This window comes from Blastococcus sp. LR1, from assembly GCF_020166105.1.
Classification (GTDB): domain Bacteria; phylum Actinomycetota; class Actinomycetes; order Mycobacteriales; family Geodermatophilaceae; genus Blastococcus.
The window spans coordinates 692,817-714,525 of sequence record NZ_JAIUJY010000002.1 but is presented as its reverse complement, the minus strand read 5'-3'; the positions used below and the strand labels follow the sequence as shown (position 1 = coordinate 714,525).

The window sequence follows — 21,709 nt, the reverse complement described above, 5'->3', positions numbered from 1 at the left end:
GCGTACCCGTGCGTCGCCAGGTCGGCTGCCTGGTCTCCGCTGTCCTGACGCTGGTCGCGACCGTGCTGCCGTGGAGCAGCACGGCCGCGGCCACGCGCAGCGGCTGGGAGACCGCGTCCCTCGGTCTCGCTCTCGACGAGGCGGTGGACGAGCCGTTCCTCGCCGGGCTCGCCCACCTCTGGCTCGCCGTGCCCCTCGCGGCGGCTCTCGCGCTGTGCGTCTCGATCCTGCTGCCCCGCCGTCCGGCGGTGGTGGCGGTGCGGGCACTCGGCGCGCTGATCCTCCTCGACGTCGTCGCGGTCCTGGTCGCCCTGCACCTGACCGGGCTCGACGTCGCCCTCTTCGGTCCTCTGCTCGCCCTGGCCGGCGGTGTCGCCCTGCTGACGTTCCCGGCCCCCTTCCGATCCTTCTCGAGCAGGCGGCGCACGGGCGCCGCATCCCCAGGAGCTCAGTCATGAAGTTCTGCCCCAGCTGCGGCACGTCCCTGCGGGAGGGCGCCCGGTTCTGCGAAGGGTGCGGCGCCCCGGTCGCGGCCGACGTCACTGGTGCCGCCGAGCCGGCCGCGGTGCCCGCGCCGCCGACCCCCACCCCGGCCCCCGAGCCGGCGGCCGTGCAGCCGACCGCCGTGCAGCCGACCGCCGTGCAGCCGACCGCCGTGCAGCCGACCGCCGTGCAGCCGACCGCCGAGCAGCCCACTGCTGTGCAGCCCACCCTCGTGCTGCCGACCGAGCAGCCGGCCGCCGCCCCGCGCAGCCGTCGCCGCCTGGTCACCGCGATCGGCGGCGTCGCCGCGGTCGGCGTCCTCGGCACCGTGGGCTACTTCGTCTACGACCAGCTCACCGGACCGGGCGGCGGCGCTGACTCCCCGCAGGCCGCCGTCCTGGAGCTCTCCGCCGCCGCCGGTGCGGAGGACGCGGTGACCGCGCTGAGCCTGCTGCCCCCCAACGAGGTCGGCCCGCTGGTGGAGCTCTACCAGGACGTCGAGGCCAAGGCCGTGAGCACCGGCGTCATCGCGAAGGACAAGCCCATGCAGGGCTTCGACCTGAAGCTCGACGGCGTGCAGGTGACCACCGAGGAACTGGGGGACGACGTCGCCGCCGTCACGATCACCGGCGGCACCGTCTCCTGGACGCTCGACCCCGACCAGCTGCAGGGCGCGCTGCGCATCCAGCAGGACGGTGACGCCCGGACGGCGACCGAGGGCTCGGCCGACCTGGTCGAGATCACGCAGGAGTCCTCCCCGGGCTCGCCGCTGCGCATCATGACCGTCCAGCGCGACGGCAACTGGTACGTCAGCCCGCAGTACACGCTGCTCGAGGCGTGGCGGACGGCCGAGGGCCTGCCCCAGGCGGACTTCTCGAAGGAGCTGGACCTTGAGGGCACCGGCGCCGACTCCGGTGCGGACGCCGTTCGCCAGGCGGCGGACGCCGTCGCCGACTACGACGTCGACAAGCTGCTGAACATGCTGAGCCCGGACGAGGCCTCGGCGCTCTACCACTACCGCGACGCCGTCACGACGGCGCTGCACCGCGAGGGCGCGCTGGCCGAGCTGCAGTCCGAGGGCAGCATCGAGTTCGTCTCCCTGGACCTCGTGGAGGGCGACGAGATCGACGACCGCGTGCCGGTGACGGTGCGGTCGGCGTCGGGCAACGTGTACGACGACGACGGCGACAGCATCTTCTGGTCGCTCGACAAGAACTGCGTGAGCTGGAACGACGCCGGCGACACCGACGGCGGCTGCCTCGACGAGGCGTTCGACGAGATGGGCCTGGGCGCGGACCTGGCCGGCCGCTTCGAGGCCGCCACGGTCCTGACCGAGGAGGTCGACGGGCGCTGGTACCTGGCCCCGGTCGCCACCGCCGTCAACGAGGTCCGGGACGGCGTTGCCGGCATGGACGCGGACGCGGTCGCCTCGCTGCTGGGCGTTCCGCAGTTCGGTGGCGTCGACGGCACCCTGGCCGACGGCGCCTCGGTCGACGGCGCGGTCGCCGGCTGGGAGCGCCCCGCGCTCTACGAGATGGACGTGCCGGCCGGCTCGGTCTTCGCGCCCTGCCTCGACCGCGATGACGTCTACGGCGTGATCTACGGCCCGGACGGCCGCCCGACCGGGGGGAGCGCCGCCGTCGCGACCGACGGCGGCCGGTACCGCGTGCTGGTGGTGAGCGGCAACTCGGCTCCCTTCAGCCTCGCCGCGACGACGTCGACGGTCGAGCAGGTTTCGGTGCCCACGAGCATCACGCCGCAGGACGACGACGCCTGCGGTGGCCGCGTGCTGAGCTTCGAGGCGACGGCGGGCCAGCCGATCGTCTTCGACGCTCCGGACGGCGACCAGGTGCTGGTCACCACCCCGAGCGGCGAGGAGGTGCGGACCCGCGCGTTCGTGCCCGAGGAGAGCGGCACCCACCTGCTGACCATCGGGGCGCAGAACTCGGTGGACATCGAGGACCTGAGCGGCGACATCCTGACGGTCGGCGACTCGGTGACCGTGGTCTCCGGCGACGGGACCGAGTCGCTGAGGGTGTTCGTCCCGTCCGGCAGCGAGGCGCGGATCTCGGTGTCCAGCAACGGGAACAAGAGCTTCGCCGCCCTGCTGGAGGACATCGACGGCGGGTACTCCGACTCCTCCGGCGGGTCGTCGTACTCGAATGCGCTCGTCTACTCCGCCGCCTCCGGGTCCGGCCTCTACACGCTCGAGTTGGAGGAGTACGCCTCCTGGTACTACTCCTCCGGCGACGACGAGCCGGTGACCTTCCAGGTCACGGTCCAGGCGTACTGATCCCTGAGGCCGGCACCCCTTCCCGGGTGCCGGCCTCTGCTCGCTCTCCCCGCTCCCTTTCCCAGTTCCCACGGTCGTCCACGGCCGTCTGCGCACGGAGGAACCGATGACCGACGACCAGAACCGCCGCGGAGCAACTCCCGCGCCGTGGGCCGCTGCCGCTGCGGCGCCCAAGCAACCGGCGCCGCCCACGCACCCGGCTGTCCCCGCGCCGCTGCCGCCGACCCCGGTGAGCTCGCACTGGGCCGCCGAACCCGCTCTGCAGCCGGACCGCTGGGAGGACATGTACGACGAGGAGCCGGAGAAGCGGCGCGGCGCGGGGTTCTGGGCGCTCGGTCTCGCGGCCGCCCTCGCGGTGGCCGCCGGCGGCTACGTCGTCGTCAGCGAGGTGTCCGCCGAGCCCGCCGCCTCGTCCTCCACCGGGAACGACTCGAGCGGGTTCGGGGCTGCGCCGGCCAAGAAGACCGAGGCCGCCGAGGAGTCGGCCGAGGCCGGCGCGTCGCCGACGAGGTCGGCTGACGAGACGCTGTCGAGCTCGTCGTTCGGGCCCCAGGGCCCCCTCGAGGTGCAGAAGCCGATGTCGGTGACCGCCACCTGCCAGGCCCCGTCCGGCGTGGACGCCGCCGGCGCGCCGATCACCTACGAGCCGGCGCTCACCCTGGACGGGAACCCTTCGACCGGATGGCGCTGCCCCGGCTCAGCCGTCGGCGCGCAGCTCACCTACACGTTCAGCAGCCCGGTGACCTTCACCTCCGTGGCCCTCGTGCCCGGCTACGCCAAGGTCGATCCGACCGACGGCACCCAGCGCTTCGCGGAGAACCGGACCGTGACCGCGGTGGAGTGGACGTTCGTCAGCGAGGATTCACACGTGCAGCGGATCGCCTCGCCGCAGCCGTCTCTGATCAGCAGCAAGCTCCCCGAGCAGTTCCTGACGACCGAGGTGGTCCTGCGGATCCTGCAGACCGGCAACGACGGGGCGGTCCGGGACTTCACCGCGATCAGCGACGTCCAGTTCACCGGCTACGTGACAAAAACTGAGTGACCGCAGCGCTCAGCGCATCGGCGACGCGGGCCTGGCCTTCTCCTGAGGTGAGCAGGGCCGCGTCGCCGGCATGACGCAGGTTGCCCGCCTCGAGCATCACGGCAGGCACGTCGGAGCGGTTGAGCGTGCCCAGATCGGTCCGCTCGTCGAGCCCGGCGGAGCCGAGATAGGTGGCCGGCGTCAGGCCGCCGGCCACCAGGGCGTCCCGGACGGCGACGGCGGCCCGCTGGCTCTCCGCGGCGATGTCGTCGGTCCAGCCGGGGAGCATCCCCGGCGCGATCACGTGGAAGCCGTGCGCTGACGCGGCGGAGCCGTCGGCGTGCAGGGAGAGCAGCAGGTCCGCGCCCTCGCGGTTGGCGACCGCCGCGCGCTCGTCGATGCACGGGCCCCATCCGGCGTCGGCGTCGCGGGTGAGCACGACCCGCGCGCCGGCCGCCTCGAGCCGTTGGCGGAGGGCCAGGGCCAGCTCCCAGTTGACGGTCGCCTCAGCGACGCCGCTGTTGGTGGCCGTGCCCGTGGTGTTGCACTGCTTCGTGAAGCCGCCGGCGTCGACCTGCCGGCCGATCTGGGCGGGGTGCTGCCCGTTGTCCCGGTTGTGCCCCGGGTCGAGGACGACCGTCCGGCCGGCGAGCGGGGGCGGGGGCGGAGGGGGAACCGTCGGGCTCGGAGCCGGTGACGGCGCCGCGGACGACGACGGGCTCGTGCTCGTCGCGACGGGTGCGGCGGCGTCGGACGAGCCCGCGGTGCGCACCAGGTAGCCCGCCCCCACAGCGGCGGCGACCAGTACGGCGACGCCCAGCAGGAGCACGACCGGGGACGGCCGGCGCCTCGAGCGTGCTCCGCGAGCTCCAGCGGGCATGCGCGCTCCTCGTGTCGAGATCCGGTGGACCCGAGCAGCGCGTTCGGGGCGGACTCGGCTCCGGCGAGTGTGACAGGCCGAGCGCGACAGGCCGGGCGTCGACGGCCGGACGAGCCGAGGCGTTCTCGCTAGGGTGCCGTCCGTGACCGACTCCGGATCGACGCCGGGCAAGGGCTCGCCGGCCCCCTGGGCGCTGAAGGCGACCCCGCCGGCCGAGCGCACGCCCACCGCCGTCCTTCCCGCGGGAGGCGGTACGCCGCCGGAGCAGCCGGGCGGCGGTCCTCGCCGTCGGCGCGGTGCGCTGCTCTGGGCTGTGCTCGCGGTCGTGCTGGTCGCCGCCGGGGTGGGGATCGGCCTGTTCCTGACCCGGGAGGACGCGTCGTCGTCCGGCGAGGAGAGCTCCGCCTCGACGGATGACGGCGGTTCCGCGCCGTTCGGCTCGTCCCAGCAGTTCGATGCCGACCGGAGCTCGGGGAGCGAGGACGAGGACGCCGCGCAGAGCACCGCCCCCACCCCGTCGGCGCAGCCGTCCGGGACCGCGGCCGGCGACCTGGGCCTGGGCGTTCCGATCTCGACGCCCGCGTGCGACGGCAGCTTCATGGTCTTCCTGGGTGCGGCGACCGATCCGGCCGCCCACGCCGCCGACGTCCAGGCGCTGATGAGCAGCCGGCCCGGTGCGATGTACACCCTCACCCGGGGCGGCTGCACCTCGATGCGGCAGCAGCTGGACGACGGCAGCCTCATCTACGCCGTCTACGTCGGCCCCTATCCGGACCAGGCCACGGCGTGCGCGGCCCGGTCCGCCGTCGGCGGCAGCGCCTACGTGAAGCGCATGGACAACAACACGCCGGCCACCCAGCTGTGGCAGTGCTGAGCCGGCGGACGGTGCTGCAGGGGCTGGTGGCGGCCGGCCTCGCCGTTCCGCTGGCGACGTCGCTGCCCCGGCCGGCGACGGCCGCCCCGGCCCTCGCCGGGCTGGAGATCCGGCCGCGCGCGGCGTGGGCCGAGGGGCTCGGTGCCCCGGCGCCGCTGCCGGTGGAGGCTCCGGGCGACGTCCGCTTCCTGCTGGTGCACCACTCCGCCTCGCCGAACGGCTACGCCGCGGGCGACGTGCCCGGCACCCTCCGCGGGTTCCACGGTTTCCACACCGGCGCGGACAAGGGCTGGCCCGACGTCGCCTACAACTTCTTCGTCGACCGGTACGGCGTCGTGTGGGAGGGCCGGTCCGGCAGCCTCGACGGCCCGGTGCAGCCCTCGGCCACCGGCGGGAGCCAGGGCTTCGCGCAGATCTGCTGCTTCGTCGGCGACCACACCACGGAGCCGCCGACGCCCGAGGCGCAGCGCTCGATGGTCGCGCTGCTGGCCGGCCTCGCCGAGCGGTACGGGATCGACCCGACGCCCGGCGTCACGACGACGTTCGTCTCCCGGGGCTCGAACCGGTGGCCGGCCGGGGCCTCGGTGACGACGCCGACCATCGCCGGTCACCGCGACATGTCCGTGACGAGCTGCCCGGGCGACGCTGCCTATCCGCTGGTCCGCGACGCCTTCCCGGGGCAGGTCGCCGCGTTGCTCGCCGCCCGTACTCCGCCCGCTCCGGCCCCGCCCGAGCCCGGGCCGACCGCGGCTCCGGCGCCGGCTCCGGAGCAGTCCGCGGCCCCGTCGGATCCCGCGACGGCGGCCGGTCCGCAGGACGACGACCGTTCCGTGGACGGGACGTCGCCGCTGGTCCTGGCCGCCGGGGGAGCGGCCGCGGTGGCGACCGCGGCCGCGGTCTACCGGTTCTCGCGCGTCCGGACGCCGGAGCAACCGGCGGCGGCCCAGCAGTCTCCGCAACCGCCTTCGGAGCCCCTGGCCGGCGGCTGACCCTCCGTCGGCGGCCGCCACGCCGCGAAGCCTTGTTCGCCCCGATTACGGACCGGTACGGTCCGTTCGCGAGCGGGTGCGCGGCGCCGTCACGCACCGCTGCACGCCGAGGGGGAGCTGGCGGATGACGGGGAGCTTCTGCTTCAACTGCGGTTCTCAGGCGGTTCCCGGCGGGAGCTTCTGCGCCACGTGCGGCGCCCGCCTGGCCGCGGCTACCGTTCCGGAGCAGCCGCCGCAGCAGCAGTGGAATCCGCCCCCGCCGCCGGAGCCGGGCCCGCCGACAGTGCCACGGACCGCCGTCGTCGACGCGCTGCTCACCGGCGACTGGCGTCCGGCGGTCCGGGCCGCCGGTCTCGCGGTCGGGGCGATGGCGGTGCTCGCGCTGCTCGCCGTCCTGCTGGCCGGCGAGGGCGACCTCGGCTTCGGTGAGGTGCTCACCCTGACCGTCGCGGCGGTCTGCCTCGCCGTGGGTGGCGACGCCTACCTGGAGGCCGACGCGTCGGTGCTGGGCACCTCCGCCGCCACCTCGGCCTCCGTCGGCTTCCTGCCGCTGACGATCACGCTGGCGGGGCTCGTCCTGCTCGCCCGGTCCTACCGCCGCGACCTGCACGCCTCCCCGCCGGCGAGCTCCACCGACGCCCTGCTGCGCGGCGTGCGCACCGCCCTGGTGTTCACGGCGATCTTCCTGCCGCTGGCCCTGCTGACCCGCCGGGAGGCCGACGAGCTCGACGCCCTGGGGGTCGCCGGCCAGTTCGGGATCGGCGTCCTCTCCACGCTGGTCGGCGCCCTGCTCTTCGCGGGAGCCGCGCTCGGGCTGACCTGGCTGTTCTCCCGGTCGGTGCCGCTGCCGGGCCGGCTGGGGGTGGCCCGCTCCCAGGCGCGGGCAGCGCTCGGCGGCGCCGTCGCGGTGTTCTCCCTCGGCGTCGTGGCCCTGCTCGGAACGTTCATCTGGTCGCTGATCGAGGAGGGCGAGCCGGTCGCCTCGCTCGCCGTCCTCCTGCTCGGCGGGGGCAACGGTGCGCTCGCCGGCGTCCTGCTCTCGGCGGGTGTTCCGCTGAGCCTGGAGGGCGGTTCCGACAGCCCCGTGCTCGGCGGGCTCGTCGGGATGAGCTCTGCCGACGTCGACCTGTTCATGCTCACCGATGCCAACGGCTGGCTGTGGCTGGCGCCGGTCCTGCTGGGGGTGGGAACGCTCGCGGTGGCCACGGCTCTCGCGGTGCGCCAGGACACGGTGGAGGACGCCCGGCGCGAGGCGGGCCGGTTCGCCGGGGCCCTGGCCGTCGTCGCGTTCGCCGCCGCCCTCCTGCTCCGGATCAGTGCCGACGGCGGCGGCGAGGTCGCCGAGTTCTCGGCCTCGGGGGAGGGGTCGGTCACCTTCAACCCGTTCCTCGCTGCGATCGTCCTGGCCGTGTGGGGCGGGGTCTGCGGGCTGCTGGCACCGGTCGTCGCGGCGAAGGTCCCCGCCGGCTTCGTGGTGGCCGTGCGGCGTCGTTTCGGCGCGGCGAGTGACGGACTCCCGACCGGGACGGCCGGCTGACCGCCCGGGTTCCGTATCGCATCGCGAAGGCCTCGATCCGGGCCGCAGCTGACCTACTCTCGCCGACGCCGCCCGCGCGGAGCGGCGTCGGCCACGGGGGTGTGCGATGAGCTCGTACGACGGAAAGCAGCCGCGGACGGCGCCCTGGGTACCGCAGGCCGCGCCCCCGGAGCCGGCGTGGGCACCTCAGCCGGCGTGGACCTCCGAGCCGGGGGTCGCCACGGCGACGACGCCGCAGGTGTCGCTCACCAAGGAACAGCCGCAGGTCGGCCCCTGGGCCGGTCCGCCGCCCGTGCACCCCTTCCCGGCTCCGCCGCCCCAGCCACCCGCGCACTCGGGACGGTCCTCCTGGCTCGTCCTGGTGGCGCTGCTGCTCGTGGGCGCGATGGGCGCCGGGGCGTGGTTCGTGTTCGGGGCGTCCGACGACGACAACCCGTCCGTGGTGGCCGACGGCGGACCGGCCGTCGTGGTCCCGGCGCCCGACCAGAAGGAGGAGGCAGAGCCCCGGCCGGACCGGCCCGTGGGATCGCTGCGGCCGGAGTTCGTCAGCGCCGGTTGCCAGGCGCTGCCCGGTGAGGACAGCGTCGGCAACACGATCACCTACGAGCCCGCGCACACGCTCGATGGCGTGCCGGGAACGGCCTGGCGGTGCCCAGGGTCCGCCGAGGGCCAGCGGGTGGCCTTCGACTTCGGGCGGGAGGTCACCCTGACGTCCGTCGGGCTGATCCCCGGCTACGCCAAGGTCGATCCGTTCGACGGGACCGACCGGTTCCTCGAGAACCGCACCATCACGCGCGTCGTCTGGGAGTTCGACGACGGCACCACGCAGGTGCAGACGTTCAGCCCTCCGCGCCCGTCGCTCGACCAGATCGTCCTGGACGCGCCGGTGACCACCGAGCAGGTCGTCGTCGAGATCGTGACGACCGGGAACGAGACGGCGGTCCGCGACTTCACCGCGATCAGCGAGGTGGCGTTCGAGGGCTACTGACTGCCCTCGTCCGCACGGTCAGATCAGGCCGCTGTCGACCTTCTGCTGCCAGGCGAGCTCGTCGATGACCGCGCGCTTCTCGACGTCGTCGAACCGGATCTTCTTCCAGCGGTTCTCCGACGCGCCGCCGTAGGCGCCGCTGCGGTGCCACTCGCCCTTGCGGGTCAGGAACCAGGAGCGGCCGTGGTAGTCGGCGCCCTCGAAGGCCCAGCCCGAGAGCCGGCTCAGCGCGCTGCCGCGCTTCTCGGGCTCGCGGGCGTAGGGGAGCAGGTAGAGGCAGGCGTCGGTGAAGTCGGTGGCGTTCAGGCCGCGCAGGACGTGCACGGCGGAGCGGATCTCCTGCTCGGTGCGCTTCTCGTCGCGGGCGTAGAGGATCCAGACGGCGTCTTCGGCGGCGAGCTCCAGCAGCTCGGTGCGCTGGCGGTGGCGCTCGGCCTCGGCGGCGGCGAGGGCGGCGGCGCGGGCGCGCTCCTCGGCGATCGCGGCCGAACGGGCGCGCATGCGCGCGTTGGCCAGGTCGCGGTCGCAGACCCGCCAGCCCTGCCACAGGGCGGAGTGGTCGGCGCAGACCGCGCGGGTGCACTCGGTGCACTCGCCGATGGCGGGGTCACCGCAGCGGCAGACGGCGGCGTCGGAGTCGGCGCGGGTCTGGATGTGGATGGTGCCGCAGCGCTTGGTCGTCGCGACCGGGGCCGCGGCGTCGACGGGACCGCCGACGAGCTCGGCTACGCGGACGACGGCGTCGCAGCGCCAGTAACCCGGAAGGATCTGCGTGCGTGCGTCCGTCGCCCCACAGGTGGGACAAGGCATGGGCGGAGCGTAGGAGCGGCCCGGGCGTGTCGAGCCGCTCCGTGTGCCACGTGTCGCTAACGCCTGAGCACGTCCGTCCCACGGGTCACGGGCGTCCGGCGTGCCTTTCGGTGTTCCGAGGGGCCGCGGCGTTCCGGCGTCGGCCCGCACGCCATAGGGTCATGCGCGCTCGCCCTGCGGGGCGGACGGTTTCGGGGGCCGGACGACGGGGACAGGAGCGCGGATGTTGCCTGACCTCACCTGGGCGGTGGCCTCGGATGTCGGCCGGCGCCAGGAGAACCAGGACCGATGCCTCGGAGCTCCGCCGGTGTTCGCCGTCGCCGACGGCATGGGCGGGCACGCAGGGGGCGCGCAGGCGAGCGAGCTGGCGGTGGCGCGGCTGGGGGAGCTGGCGCAGAGCCCGACGGTGTCGGTCGAGGCGATCCAGGCGGCGCTGGAGCGCGCCGACGACGACATCGCCGCCATGGGCAAGGCGATCGGCGCGACCAACCGGCCCGGGACGACGGTGGCCGGCATCGCGCTCGTCGAGGGCAACGGCTCCCCGCTGTGGGCGGCCTTCCACGTGGGCGACTCACGGGTCTACCGCTGGGGTGCCGAGGGCCTGGAGCGGGTGAGCTCCGACCACTCGGTCGTGCAGCGGCTCATCGACGCCGGCCAGATCACCGAGGAGCGCGCGCTCACGCATCCGCAGCGGCACATGATCACTCGTGCCCTGGGCTTCGGTGACCGCGCAGGAGCCGACGTCACGCTGCTCCCGGTGGAGGACGGCCAGCGCTTCCTGCTGTGCTCGGACGGCCTGACCGGCGACGTAGACGACGGGCGGATCGCGGAGCTGATGGCCGCCGACACCGACGAGCAGGCGCTGGCCGACGGGCTGGTCGACGTCGCTCTCCGGGCGGGCGCGCACGACAACGTGAGCGTGGTGGTCGTCCGCGTGCACGGTTTCGAGTCGGCTGACGAGCAGGCGGGTGGTCGAGCGGAAGAACCGTGAGCCCCCGTGGGTGTCGGCGTACAGCGCGCACCATGATCTGGGGCCGTGGGCTCGGGGATACCGGTCGCCAGCGGCGGCTTCCACCGCTCTGACGCTGGGCGGCGATGGGTTCGCCCGTCCCGTCCCCACGCGCGACACCTATCTCCTCCAGCCTGGCGTCAGGTGAGAGGAGCGCACCCCAACTGACCAATCGATCGAACTTGCTAGGCGCCGCTACCCGGCCGTGGCGACTCCGGCATCGTTTCGTCAACGGACGATCCTCCGCCGGTGGTACCGGTACCCCTAGTGGCGCTCGGCCCTGCCCGCCGTACCGCAGCGACAGTGAGAGAACGAACGCTGAGCATCCGATAAGTTACGGCTATGGTCAGTCAGGCGAGCTCTGCGGGACACTCCTTCGAGCAAGCAATCAGCTGTGTAATCCTGACTGAGGACGCGAGACAGTGCAAAGGCCTGGTCGGTAATTCAATGCCCTTAGTCGGAGTCTCTCCTTGAGAGTAATTCGCTCCAGTCTCGGTCCACTCTTCGCCGTGGCGGCGAAGTTCGCTATTATCCCCGCGACAACCATTGCGACGGTAGTCCTTGCGCGGTGGCTTGGGCCCGTTGATTTCGGCGTGTATGCAGCCGCTCTCGCCGTGGCTACGGCTGCAAATGCCTTCTCCTACGCCGGACTCGACCAAGCGTATCTGAGGAACGTCGTAGGAGACCAAGGCCTGCGGCGTGGACTGCTCGCCTGGCAGGTGATCTTCCTTTTTATCGCCACGGTGTCCGTCCTGGCTTACCCCCCGCTGGACGGGGAGGGGAAAGTTTCTGCACTCCTCATCGCCTTTGGATTGGCCATGACCTCACTGGCTCTCCCCTTCACTGCGAGGCCTCAGCGGCAGTTGCAGTATGCCGTCAAAGCGCGGCGCGACATCCTGTTGCGCTTGATTGCAGTGGCCCCGCTGCTGGTTGTACCCCTGGTAGCCTCGCCGAACGCGGTTGCTGCGGCCGGAGCATTCCTCCTCGGGGGCTTCGCCGCGCTCTTGATTAGCCTGCGACCTCGCACGTCCGCCGAGGTCGCCAGCAACGAACCGCGCCTGAAGCTCATTGCATTGTTCCGCGACTCGGTCCCTTTCGGGCTACAGAGCGCACTCATTGCGCTGTCGCGCCAAGCTCCGATGATATGCGCAGGTTTGGTTGCCTCCGTGACGCTTGCCGGATCCGCCCGTGCAGCCCTGTCGATCTACGGCATATCGGGATTGCTAGCGGTGGCAATGAATAACGATGTCTTGAGACCCCGCTTGTATGCGCGAGCGTCAGGTTGGGCGAGAATTCTTCGAGTCAGTTTCGCTGTGAACGTGGCGGCCGGTTCCCTAGTCGCCTTGGCCGTCTGGTTTGCCGCTCCGCAGATCGTGAGTGCGCTCTTCGGTCAAGACTTCGAGGCGGCGGCGGAGATTCTTGCATTGGTCATTCTTGGCACTCCTTTTTTCTTCGTGTCGAACTGGTTTGACACACTCTTGGTGGCGTCCGGCAGGCGATTCTCGATCGTCGCCAGGCTGGCCGTGAGCCTAGCGATAGTCGTGGGCACGATGCTTTCCCTCGGCTCCACTCCGCGAGGAATAGGGGCTGCAGTACTCGCCGCCGAGATCGCCTCCCTTATTCTCGTCCTACCCGCGGGCGTCAGCGCATGGCGCGCGGTCGTCAGGATTAAAGAGTCACCAGACGAAAAGGTGCAACCATGAGAATTCTATACATCGTCGGTGCCCCCCGCATTCGACTGGATGAAGGATCCAATACGCCAGGCCCGCGAACTCACGTCCTTGGCACGCTCGCGGCCATGAAGGAACTCGGGCACTCGGTGGACGTCTACCTCGCGAGCGACCAGAGATCCGCGAGGAGGCTGCGTGACACCGAGGAGCAAGACCTGCAGAAGTCGCCGGTTGCGTTGGCGGCGGGAGACCTCGCCCGCCTAGTAATAGGACTCTTGGCGCGGCGAACCCTCAAGCGATCTTTCGGGGGGGATTACGATCTTATCTACGAAAGATTCGCTAGCTACCAGTCTCTAGGTAAAGCGATCCGGCGCAGGCGGTCAGGCAGTAAATGGTTAGTCGAGAGCAACGGCCTCTTCTATAAGGAGGCGAGCGGCTCTCGAAAGTCCATTGGTATCCCGTGGCTTGCTCGAGCGCAGGAGACCCGCGCCTATCGCTCAGCGGATCTGGTGATCGCGGTCAGTGAGGCGATCAAAAAGCAGATCGTGGCCGAAGCGCGCGTTTCCGAGCGTAAGGTCCTAGTCGTTCCCAACGGTTTTGACTTCTCGTACTTGGCCTCGATCCAACCGAAGCGGGTATTCCCCGAAGGGGACATTGTCGTCGCCTTCCTTGGGCAGGTCGTCGGGTGGCAAGGTCTTGACCATCTCGTCAAGGTTATGGCATCGCTTGACGATCGCTTCAAGTTGCTCGTCGTTGGCGACGGTCCTGCCCTCGAAGGGCTGAAGGCGCGCGTTGAGTTGCTGCAGATGGGCGGGCGCGTCCACTTCAGCGGTCGTGTGCCGCACAGCGAGGCGCTAAATCTTCTGGCTGGTAGTGACATTGGCTTTGCTGGCCACAAGCCGACCGTCGACGGGGCGACCTACCACAGCCCGTTGAAAGTGTATGAATACCTTGCTCTCGGACTACCAGTCGTAGCAACCCGATCGAACGCAAGCAACGACGAATACCAGCCGAAGACGCTGCATCACTTCACCAGTGGTCATGATGAGGAACTGTTGCGAGCTCTCCTCGCTGCGGCGGAAGACGATAACAATCCTGAAACGCGCCGCGAGCGCACGGCTGAGGCGGCTGGAAGATTGTCTTGGACGGGCAGAGTCCGCGGCATGCTGGGCCGTCTCGAGGAAGGGGCGTAAGTGACCCAGGCAACGGACCGACCGGCTAGTGCGTTGGCTAGGCACATCGCTCGGCACGTCAGCGGAGGTCAGCCGCTCGCTGTGACTTGGCTAAATCACTACAGCGCACTGGTAGCTGAGACCACGGTCGGCGTCGACCTCGCCAACTTCGACGTGGTCGGTACGGATGGGAAGTTGTTGCAGTGGCTGGTCGGTGCGGAGCGCCGGACGAGCGCTGACCTGGTGGTTCCCCTAGTCCTGGAGGAACTCCGGTTACCACGAGTCGCACTCATCGGCGGAACGCCGCAGTCGGTGGCCGCTGCCGCGCATGCTCTCCAGTCGAGAAGTCGAATCGTTGGGGCCATGGATGGCTTCGACGGGCTGTTGAGAGGTGGACAGCTGAATGCCTGGCTAGAGGAAAGGGCGCCACAGCTGGTTCTGGTCGGCCTCGGTGCGGGCTTGCAAGAACTGGTGGCGCAGGAGGTCGCTTCGGCAAGCGCGGAAACCGTCGTTCTTACGTGCGGTGGCTATCTCGATCAGGTATCGCAGGCCGCCTACTATCCGGCGTGGGCGTACCCGCTACGCCTCAATTGGTTTGTGCGTTTGGTCAGAGAGCCTCGGCGACTCTGGCGCCGTTACACAATCTGGGCCGTACGTGCGGTACTTAGGCGCGGAGAGCTGCGTTCAATGATCCGGGGGTGTAGGGGATGGGAAAACCACCAGGCTCTGACGGACGCGTGACCACGCCTTACGTTCTGCTTGCTTGGCCGGACGGATCGGCCACCCAAGCGAACCCTTACCTAAGCCTTCTATATGCGTCGCTCCGACGAACAGGTCACTGGGAGGTCAGGCGCCTCTCGCGGCGCAGTCTCATCCGTCGGGCCCACATTCTGCACGTGCACTGGCCTGAAGACTTTGCCAGCCGTCATCGCTTTCGATGGGCGCGATTGATCCTGGTCCTATGCGTTCTGGCTTGGGCTCGAGTCTTCTTGAGAGCCAGGATTGTGTGGACGGCACACAACAGCCTCCCGCACGAGCCGATCTCGCGCTGGCAGCAGAGAGCGTTTTATGGGGCGTTGGCCAAGCTTGTTGCGGTCGTGGTTCACCTATCACAGGCGACGCAGGAAGAGTTCTATCGGGTGCACGGATCGCGCTTCGGGCGCGCACGGCACGCCGTGATTCGGCATGGGCTTTACGAGGCCGTCGGCGCGGCGGGACACTCCCCGCCGGCCGATTCCGACCAGCCCTTAGTGCTGGCGAACGTCGGACAGCTGCGTCCGTACAAGCGCCTGGTCGAACTGGTGGCCCGCTTCCCTCTGCAACCCTCCCGGCTGCGGCTCGTGATCGCAGGAGCAGCCGTCGATGCCGCCTACTCGGAAAAGCTCATGCGCGCAGTGACCGGTTCTTCCTCGGTCGAGTTACGTGCGGGGTGGCTCGCAGAGGAGGAAATCGCTCAAGTGGTGCTCGGTTCCGATGCCCTGATCTCGGCCGACCCAGATCTGGGCAACTCGGGGATGCTTCTTCTTGGTCTCTCTTATGGCCGGCGGGTGATCGCCATGGCGACGCCGGGAGTCGTGGAACTGCGCGAGACCGTTGGCGACGAGTGGGTCTTCAGCTATGGAGAACTCGACGATCCGGATCTCTGGGACAACCTCGAGGTGTGGCTGAGAAAGAAGCCCCTCAATGCCCCGAATCTGACGGAGTTCGCTTGGAGCGTTGTAGGCGAACAGCATCGTCAGCTTTTCGAGACCGCTGTGAATCGGCACTGACCCCTACGACCGTTGGCGATTCACCACGGGTGGCAGGGGCTACCACGGCCAGCCCAGCGCAGACTGCCAGAGACCAAAAGTAGGGGCTCGCGGTGGTGAGCTCCCACACAGGTTCTGTCAAGAACATGCTTGCGGCCGCACCCCCGATGCCGGCGGCAACTGGGGTTGCCGTAGTCGTGGCAAACCTCCACAGCAGCAAAGTCAGTGCCAGAAGCCCCAGCACACCCAGGTTGTTGAGTACGTAGGCGCCCTGAGCGTGCTCGTGGGGAAACGCAAATCCAGGAGTTCGCCCCATCATGTAGGCGTCTTCTAGCAGTCCGCGACCGGATCCGGTTAGCCAGTTATCGCGCAGGCCCTCGCGGACGACGGCGAACACTACACCTCGCTGGGTGAACGAGGTGGGCGAAGCCACGAAGAGGGTGACAACGGAGGCCGCGAGCGCTACGAGCGGAACTGCCAGTAGCCCAGTCCGGAGTATCCGAATGGCGGGGGCTGGCCTCCACATGTGGTCTCGGGTTGACGCCAGCGCTACTAGTGCCGTGACCCCGAGGGCAACCAAGGCCGTGCGACTACCGCTGCCTAGGACCAGAATTGGGCCGCACGCAAGCAGTGTCGCCGACACTGTCCGACTGCGCGCCACCACCGCGAGCGGAGCGGAGAGCGCAAAGAAGATCCCCAGGTTATTCTCGCTCGGCCAGTATGCACGCCATAGGCTTCCGAAAGCGCCGCACTTATCACTTCGGCATACGTCGGTGGTGGAGCTGGGGTCGAACAGGATAGTCAACAATGTGAGCGCGGAAAGTATCGCCGCGGTGGTTGCCAAAGGTGATAGGTGAGCCGCGGTCAACGGTGCTCGGGCAAGGAAGGCCAAAGAAATGGTCGCTAGCGCCGCGCCTAGAGTGAGGCTTGTTCCATCACCCCGGAACCACGTGAGTGAAGTCAACAGGATGCCCGTGCCGATGATGAGCCCAGTTGCAAGGTGGGAGGCTGGCCGCGTCTGTGAGTCCTCTCGGGTTCGTCGCATCAAACCAATTCCGCACAGCAGGAGGGTGCAGAACAGCGTCAGCGAGCCGACGAGGCCCGCCAAGTTGCCGTCGGCGGTCCAGACAAGGTTGCCGAAGGTGTCCCGGGTGCGCCGAGCGTTGTCCAGATAGAGGGATGTCGCGGAACGAAGGGGCACCGCCAGGAATAGCAAGATAAGGAGAGTCTCGACCAGCCTGTCCGCGCGGCGTCTTTGGCTGCTATCCGAACGCAGCCCACTTGCGGTTGCGATCACCGCAGCCTGAGCCAGGGCTGCAGAGGGTCCACGACTGCGGCTTTCGCAAGGTCGTCCGCGTCAGGAGCCGGTAGGGGGCTCATCGCGGTATGCACCCGCGTCGCATCCGCGTTGAGGGCCGTGGCCATCTCCACAAAGCTGGACCAGTGCGGTCCCATCAGCCAGTTCGCTGATGCCATTAGGTAGAGGTCGGCCACCGCTGCGACTACCGAAGCAGTCGAATTGTAAGCACCTTTAGGTAGCGTGTGCACGTTCGGAATTGCCTCGCGGATCTCCGCTTCTGCGATCGGCGAATCGCACGAAACAAAGAATGCGAGCTCGGGGGCCCGCTTGTGCAACGCATCCATTTCGGCGATGAACCATGAGACAGGCGACGCCTGTAGCGTGTTCTCATGTGCCTTGGCGTGGGCTCTGACTGAGACCCCGATGTAGGGGCGCCCCGCCAATCCTTGGTCCCACAGGCGGTTGACTAGGGTCGCGACCTCGGCGGCGGGCTTACTCGCGCGCAGTCGCGACTGCCAAGGCTCGGCGTCGTGAGGGAGCGCTAGAGCATGTTGAGTTCGGATGTTCCACAGGCGTTGGGTGGGGAGTAGGTCAGAAAGAGTTTCGTCGGAAGGCGTGCGCAGCACGTTGGCGAGTTCGGCCGGGAGTCTTAGGACAGGCCGGGCTTCCGGGACCTCCCACAGGGAATCTAGCGCCGGCTTGAACCTATGATCACGTGGCCAGACGTAGAGCAGGCGTCGCCCCGAGTGGGCTGCGAGTGACTCTGCGCCGAGGAGAACGCGCATCCGATTGCCGAGCCCGCCGATCGTTTGCACCAAGATGGTCCCATTTCGGTGCTTCCCTGCGCGCGATGGCAATGCGCCGTCCCCCTCTGGTTCCGGAGGCTCCGCGAGGTGCTGAGCCACGGGTCCGTCGAGCCTAGCCGAGCACGGGCCGGTTGCCGCTGACGAGTGCAGGGGAGGGGGGTGCCCGTGATGCGCCGCGACGGCTGCATGCCGAGGGTGCAGGGCCGAATGGGTGAACGGCGGCAGTGTGTTCTGTTGCTTCGGGCTAGATGAGCCGTCAACTTGCTCTATCGTCTGGGCGGCCTGCGATGCTGGCGCAGGGGCGAGAGAGGTAGGGCGCGCGGTGGACGTGCGAGAGATCTTGGCCGCGATGCGCAACTCGTGGTGGGCCCCAGCGATCGGGCTGATCCTCGGCGCGAGCGTCGCCTTGGGCGTGTGTCTAATCCAGACGCCTCTCTATGAGTCGCGCACGCAACTGTTTGTATCCACGGCGAACTCGGGAACTTCAGCCGAGGCCTTCCAGGGTAGCCAGTTCTCGCAGCAACGGGTCGCTTCCTATGCGCGACTCTTGGGGGGCGACGAATTGGCTAACCGCGTCATCGGGGACCTTGGACTGGATGTAACTCCCCAAGATTTCTCCTCCATGGTCTCTGCAGTGGCAGTGACAGACACGGTTCTGCTCGAAGTTGTTGTAAGTGATACGTCTGCACAGAGGGCGCAGCTCATCGCCGAGTCGATCGGTGACGAGTTCCCAGGTTTAGTGGCGGAACTCGAAACCGCCGACGAGCAAGCGGCTTCGCCCGTCAAGGTGACTGTGACAGATGCAGCGGACGTTGCGTCAGCTCCAAGTAGCCCGGTGATACCGCGAAGCGTCGCCTTGGGGGCGATCGTGGGACTGCTCGTCGGAGGTGGACTAGCCCTTCTTCGGGCACACCTTGATCGAACTGTAAAGGAGCCTGAGGTTGCCGCCGAGATGCTGGGGGCGCCGGTAATTGGCACCATCTTGCGGGATCCCGACCTGGAGCATCGGCACCTCGTAGGACGCGGTGCGACGGGGCGTAGCGCGGAAGACTTTCGTCAGCTTAGGACTAACCTGCAATTCCTTAGCGTCGATCACCCGCCGAAGATCATCATGGTCACAAGCGCGGTCCCGTCGGAGGGTAAAACGACCACCGTTGTGAACCTCGCTCTCGCCTTGGTCGATGCCGGGCAGCGGGTCACGATCGTAGAAGCCGATCTGCGCAAGCCCAAGGTGACCAAGTATCTCGACATGGTGGCGGGTGTGGGCCTGACTAACGTCCTCGCCGGGACGGCGGAAGTCGGCGATGTCATTCAGACGTACGGGTCGGCCGGGTTGAGCATCATCGGTGCTGGTCCGACCCCGCCGAATCCCGGAGAGTTGCTCTCGTCTCGCCACATGTCGGTGTTGCTCGAGAATCTGCGTGACGAGAATGACTTCGTGCTGGTGGATGCACCGCCCCTCCTCCCGGTTGCCGATGCGTCAGGTCTCGCTTCGGCCATGGACGGCGTGCTTGTGGCCGTGCGGTATGGCGTAAGCACTAAGGATCAGTTGCGACAGGCGGCAATGACTTTGCAACGAGTCCAGGCGAACACCCTCGGCGCCATCCTCAGCATCGTGCCACCGAAGGCTCAGATTGCGAGTGCGTACGGCTACGGATACAGCTATGAGGCTGACTCGACCGCTGGTCGCGGCAAGCGCCGAGCTTAAGTGTGTAGGCGGCATTCGATCGGAGTGTGAGCCTGACCTCCGGGGCCTAGCAGGTCTTCCAGATGGTAGTTCGGACGTGTAGCTTCCAACCGCTGGTTGAACGATGAAGTTCCCGGCGTCCATCAGGGATCCAGGGCCACTACGCCCGCATTGGCGCACGGGGGTGCCCGATTTCTCTGCTCGATGTGCAAGGTGTGCCCAGGAAGCCGGGTGAGCGACCTGCCGCGCGTGGCTGGTCGACGTACGCCTCCCGCTTCCGCGGGGAGGGGACGGAAGCCCGTCGCGCATGGCGGAGTGCCTACGTCCGCCGGGCCATCGTCGGAGATGTCGTTTGCGCAGCACTCGCAGGCCTGGCGGGTTACGTAGTCAGGTTCGGGAGCGATACCTCAACCCCGCAGGCTTCGACGTGGGCAGCTCTTGCTCTTCCCGTCGTCTGGGTGCTCGCCATGGTGGTGGCGCGAAGCTACGAGCAGCGGTTCCTCTGGGTAGGGGCTGAGGAATTTCGTCGGGTTTTCTTCGCGGCCATGATGCTGCTCGCGACCCTAGGAACGGTTTCCTGGGCCTTCCGCCTCGACGTGGCTCGGGGATTCGTCGTGCTCGCCGTCCCCTTGGCAGCGCTTCTCACGCTCGGCCACCGCTACTACCAGCGAAAGCTGCTCCACCGAGCACGTCGGCGGGGCGAGTACCTGCAGACCACGCTCCTGGTGGGGCACCGGAACGCCGTGGCAGCCCTTGACGAGCAGTTGGACCGGGAGGCGTTTCACGGGTACCGCGTGATCGGCTGCTGTCTCCCCGGCGACCAGTTCAGTCCCGAGGTCGATGCCTTCAACGGGCTTCCGGTCCTTGGTCGGCTCGACGAGGTGGCCGCCGTTGTGGCCCGGTACGAAGTCGACACCGTGGCGGTGCTCCCGTGCCCCGAGCTCGACGGGCCGGCCCTACGCCGGCTGGGCTGGGATCTGGAGAAAACCCGTGCGGAACTGCTGTTGGCGCCCGCCGTGACGGAGATCGTTGGCACGCGCGTGCGCATCCGTCCCGTGTGCGGGCTCCCATTGATGCACATGGAGCGCCCAGAGCTCACCGGCGCCCGCCGGCTCACCAAGGAGATCTTCGACCGCAGTTCCGCGTTGGCCGCCCTGCTGTTCTTCCTCCCGGTCCTGCTTGGTCTCGCCTTGTCAGTGAAGCTGAGCAGCCGAGGTCCCGTCTTCTTCCGTCAGGAGCGGGTCGGACGCGATGGGCGCTCGTTCTCGATGCTGAAGTTCCGCAGCATGGTCACCGGGGCCGACCGCATGGTCGGCCAGCTGGCAGAGGCTAGCGATGGAAACGGGGTTCTCTTCAAGAAGAAGGACGACCCGCGCGTCACTCGCGTCGGCAAGGTCCTGCGGCGTTATTCGTTGGACGAGCTGCCGCAGCTGATCAACGTCCTCCGGGGTGAGATGTCGCTGGTCGGGCCGCGCCCGCCGCTGCCGACCGAGGTCGAGCGGTACGGCTTCGACATGCATCGCCGATTCCTCGTGAAGCCGGGGCTGACCGGGCTCTGGCAGGTCAGTGGGCGCTCTGACCTGTCCTGGGACGACTCTGTGCGCATCGACGTCCGCTATGTCGAGAACTGGTCTCTCATGTTCGATTTCATGATCCTCTGGAAGACCGTGGGGGCAGTTCTGCGCGGATCCGGGGCGTACTGACCGCACAATGTGCCAGTGAATAACCCCGGCGCCTCCGCTGCGGCGGTCACGGTCCTCGTGGTGTGTACCGGCAACATCTGCCGGTCGGCCATGGCCGAGCAGCTGGGCCGCGCTTATTTGCAGGAGGCCCTCGGTGAGCGGGCCGGCGACATCCGGGTAGTCAGCGCAGGCACTCAGGCCGTCGTCGGGTCGGCGATGCATCCCGACAGTGCACTCGTTCTCTCCGGCTTCGGGGCTCGGGCCGAGAACTTTCGCGCGCAGCAGCTCACCGACGCTCTGCCGGCTCAAGCAGACCTGATTCTCACGATGACGCGGTCGCATCGGCGGGAGGTCCTGGCTCGAGCGCCTCGAGCGCTCGCTCGCACCTTCACTGTCCGGGAAGCGGCTGGGCTGCTCGCAGTCCTCGATGGCGGCAGCGGCAGCGCTGTTGTGGGGGAGAACTTCGGCCATCGAGTCCGCAGCCTTGTAGCCGCCCTGGGCGGGGCCCGCTCACGCCGACAGGGCGGCGCGGAGGACGACGTTCCAGACCCCATCCGCCAGCCCATCGAAGTGCACGAGCAGGTCGCCGAACTGATCGTCGAATCACTGCTGCCGCTGCTCAGCCGTATCGTCAGCCTGCACGAGTCGTTGGACTAGTCGAGGTCGCCCCCCGCGTCGCGATCGCCTTGCTGCGCGCAACGGCAATAGTCGCCGTGCGTGCGGACGCAATGCGGGGCGGCGTTCGCGCACTGTTGAAGTC

Annotated in this window: 17 protein-coding genes; 15 read left to right on the top strand and 2 right to left on the bottom strand. The window is 68.9% G+C overall.

Features of this window, described 5'->3' with window-relative positions:
• The first annotated feature begins 8 nt into the window (after nucleotides 1-8).
• The 3 genes from LBW97_RS08095 to LBW97_RS08085 all read left to right on the top strand — a co-directional run bounded on the left by LBW97_RS08095 (nucleotide 9) and on the right by LBW97_RS08085 (nucleotide 3,818).
• Nucleotides 9-458, top strand: coding sequence for a hypothetical protein (locus tag LBW97_RS08095; protein ID WP_224498889.1), 450 nt, complete (start codon nucleotides 9-11; stop codon nucleotides 456-458).
• A complete protein-coding gene (locus LBW97_RS08090; RefSeq protein WP_224498888.1) occupies nucleotides 455-2,776 on the top strand; it encodes a zinc ribbon domain-containing protein in 2,322 nt (773 codons plus the stop codon). Before LBW97_RS08095 ends, LBW97_RS08090 begins: the two co-directional genes overlap by 4 nt.
• A 106-nt stretch (nucleotides 2,777-2,882) precedes the next feature.
• On the top strand, nucleotides 2,883-3,818 hold the full coding sequence (locus LBW97_RS08085) for a discoidin domain-containing protein (RefSeq protein ID WP_224498887.1): 936 nt from the start codon (nucleotides 2,883-2,885) through the stop codon (nucleotides 3,816-3,818).
• On the opposite strand, the gene LBW97_RS08080 is transcribed toward LBW97_RS08085, so the two are convergent.
• On the bottom strand, nucleotides 3,790-4,677 hold the full coding sequence (locus LBW97_RS08080; protein ID WP_224498886.1) for an N-acetylmuramoyl-L-alanine amidase: 888 nt from the start codon (nucleotides 4,675-4,677) through the stop codon (nucleotides 3,790-3,792). The genes LBW97_RS08085 and LBW97_RS08080 overlap by 29 nt on opposite strands.
• 142 nt (nucleotides 4,678-4,819) lie before the next feature.
• Between LBW97_RS08080 and LBW97_RS08075 the strand changes: the two genes are divergently transcribed.
• The 4 genes from LBW97_RS08075 (at nucleotide 4,820) to LBW97_RS08060 (ending at nucleotide 9,065) form a co-directional block, all read left to right on the top strand.
• The gene (locus tag LBW97_RS08075; RefSeq protein WP_224498885.1) at nucleotides 4,820-5,551 is read left to right on the top strand and encodes a hypothetical protein; all 732 of its coding nucleotides are present in this window, start codon (nucleotides 4,820-4,822) and stop codon (nucleotides 5,549-5,551) included.
• A complete protein-coding gene (locus LBW97_RS08070; RefSeq protein ID WP_224498884.1) occupies nucleotides 5,545-6,540 on the top strand; it encodes a peptidoglycan recognition family protein in 996 nt (331 codons plus the stop codon). The genes LBW97_RS08075 and LBW97_RS08070 overlap by 7 nt, the downstream gene beginning before the upstream one ends.
• 124 nt (nucleotides 6,541-6,664) lie before the next feature.
• Complete coding sequence (locus tag LBW97_RS08065; RefSeq protein WP_224498883.1) at nucleotides 6,665-8,077, top strand: streptophobe family protein; 1,413 nt, start codon at nucleotides 6,665-6,667, stop codon at nucleotides 8,075-8,077.
• Nucleotides 8,078-8,183: 106 nt separating this feature from the next.
• Nucleotides 8,184-9,065, top strand: coding sequence for a discoidin domain-containing protein (locus LBW97_RS08060; RefSeq protein ID WP_224498882.1), 882 nt, complete (start codon nucleotides 8,184-8,186; stop codon nucleotides 9,063-9,065).
• Nucleotides 9,066-9,083: 18 nt separating this feature from the next.
• On the opposite strand, the gene LBW97_RS08055 is transcribed toward LBW97_RS08060, so the two are convergent.
• Nucleotides 9,084-9,875, bottom strand: coding sequence for a hypothetical protein (locus LBW97_RS08055; protein WP_224498881.1), 792 nt, complete (start codon nucleotides 9,873-9,875; stop codon nucleotides 9,084-9,086).
• Nucleotides 9,876-10,098: 223 nt separating this feature from the next.
• Here LBW97_RS08055 and LBW97_RS08050 point away from each other — a divergent pair, with 223 nt between their 5' ends.
• The 8 genes from LBW97_RS08050 (at nucleotide 10,099) to LBW97_RS08015 (ending at nucleotide 21,606) form a co-directional block, all read left to right on the top strand.
• Nucleotides 10,099-10,866, top strand: a complete 768-nt coding sequence (locus tag LBW97_RS08050) for a PP2C family serine/threonine-protein phosphatase (protein ID WP_224498880.1) — start codon at nucleotides 10,099-10,101, stop codon at nucleotides 10,864-10,866.
• 527 nt (nucleotides 10,867-11,393) lie between these two features.
• A complete protein-coding gene (locus LBW97_RS08045; protein ID WP_224498879.1) occupies nucleotides 11,394-12,587 on the top strand; it encodes a lipopolysaccharide biosynthesis protein in 1,194 nt (397 codons plus the stop codon).
• The gene (locus LBW97_RS08040) at nucleotides 12,584-13,747 is read left to right on the top strand and encodes a glycosyltransferase (RefSeq protein WP_224498878.1); all 1,164 of its coding nucleotides are present in this window, start codon (nucleotides 12,584-12,586) and stop codon (nucleotides 13,745-13,747) included. Before LBW97_RS08045 ends, LBW97_RS08040 begins: the two co-directional genes overlap by 4 nt.
• On the top strand, nucleotides 13,748-14,467 hold the full coding sequence (locus LBW97_RS20595; RefSeq protein ID WP_374489601.1) for a WecB/TagA/CpsF family glycosyltransferase: 720 nt from the start codon (nucleotides 13,748-13,750) through the stop codon (nucleotides 14,465-14,467).
• 335 nt (nucleotides 14,468-14,802) lie between these two features.
• A complete protein-coding gene (locus LBW97_RS08030; RefSeq protein WP_224498877.1) occupies nucleotides 14,803-15,495 on the top strand; it encodes a glycosyltransferase in 693 nt (230 codons plus the stop codon).
• Nucleotides 15,496-17,902: 2,407 nt separating this feature from the next.
• Entirely contained in the window at nucleotides 17,903-19,288 is a 1,386-nt protein-coding gene (locus LBW97_RS20380) for a polysaccharide biosynthesis tyrosine autokinase (protein ID WP_224498876.1), read from the top strand.
• 185 nt (nucleotides 19,289-19,473) lie between these two features.
• Nucleotides 19,474-20,970, top strand: a complete 1,497-nt coding sequence (locus LBW97_RS08020; RefSeq protein WP_308010440.1) for a sugar transferase — start codon at nucleotides 19,474-19,476, stop codon at nucleotides 20,968-20,970.
• Between the two features lie 15 nt (nucleotides 20,971-20,985).
• Nucleotides 20,986-21,606, top strand: a complete 621-nt coding sequence (locus LBW97_RS08015) for a hypothetical protein (RefSeq protein ID WP_224498874.1) — start codon at nucleotides 20,986-20,988, stop codon at nucleotides 21,604-21,606.
• Nucleotides 21,607-21,709: the final 103 nt, after the last annotated feature.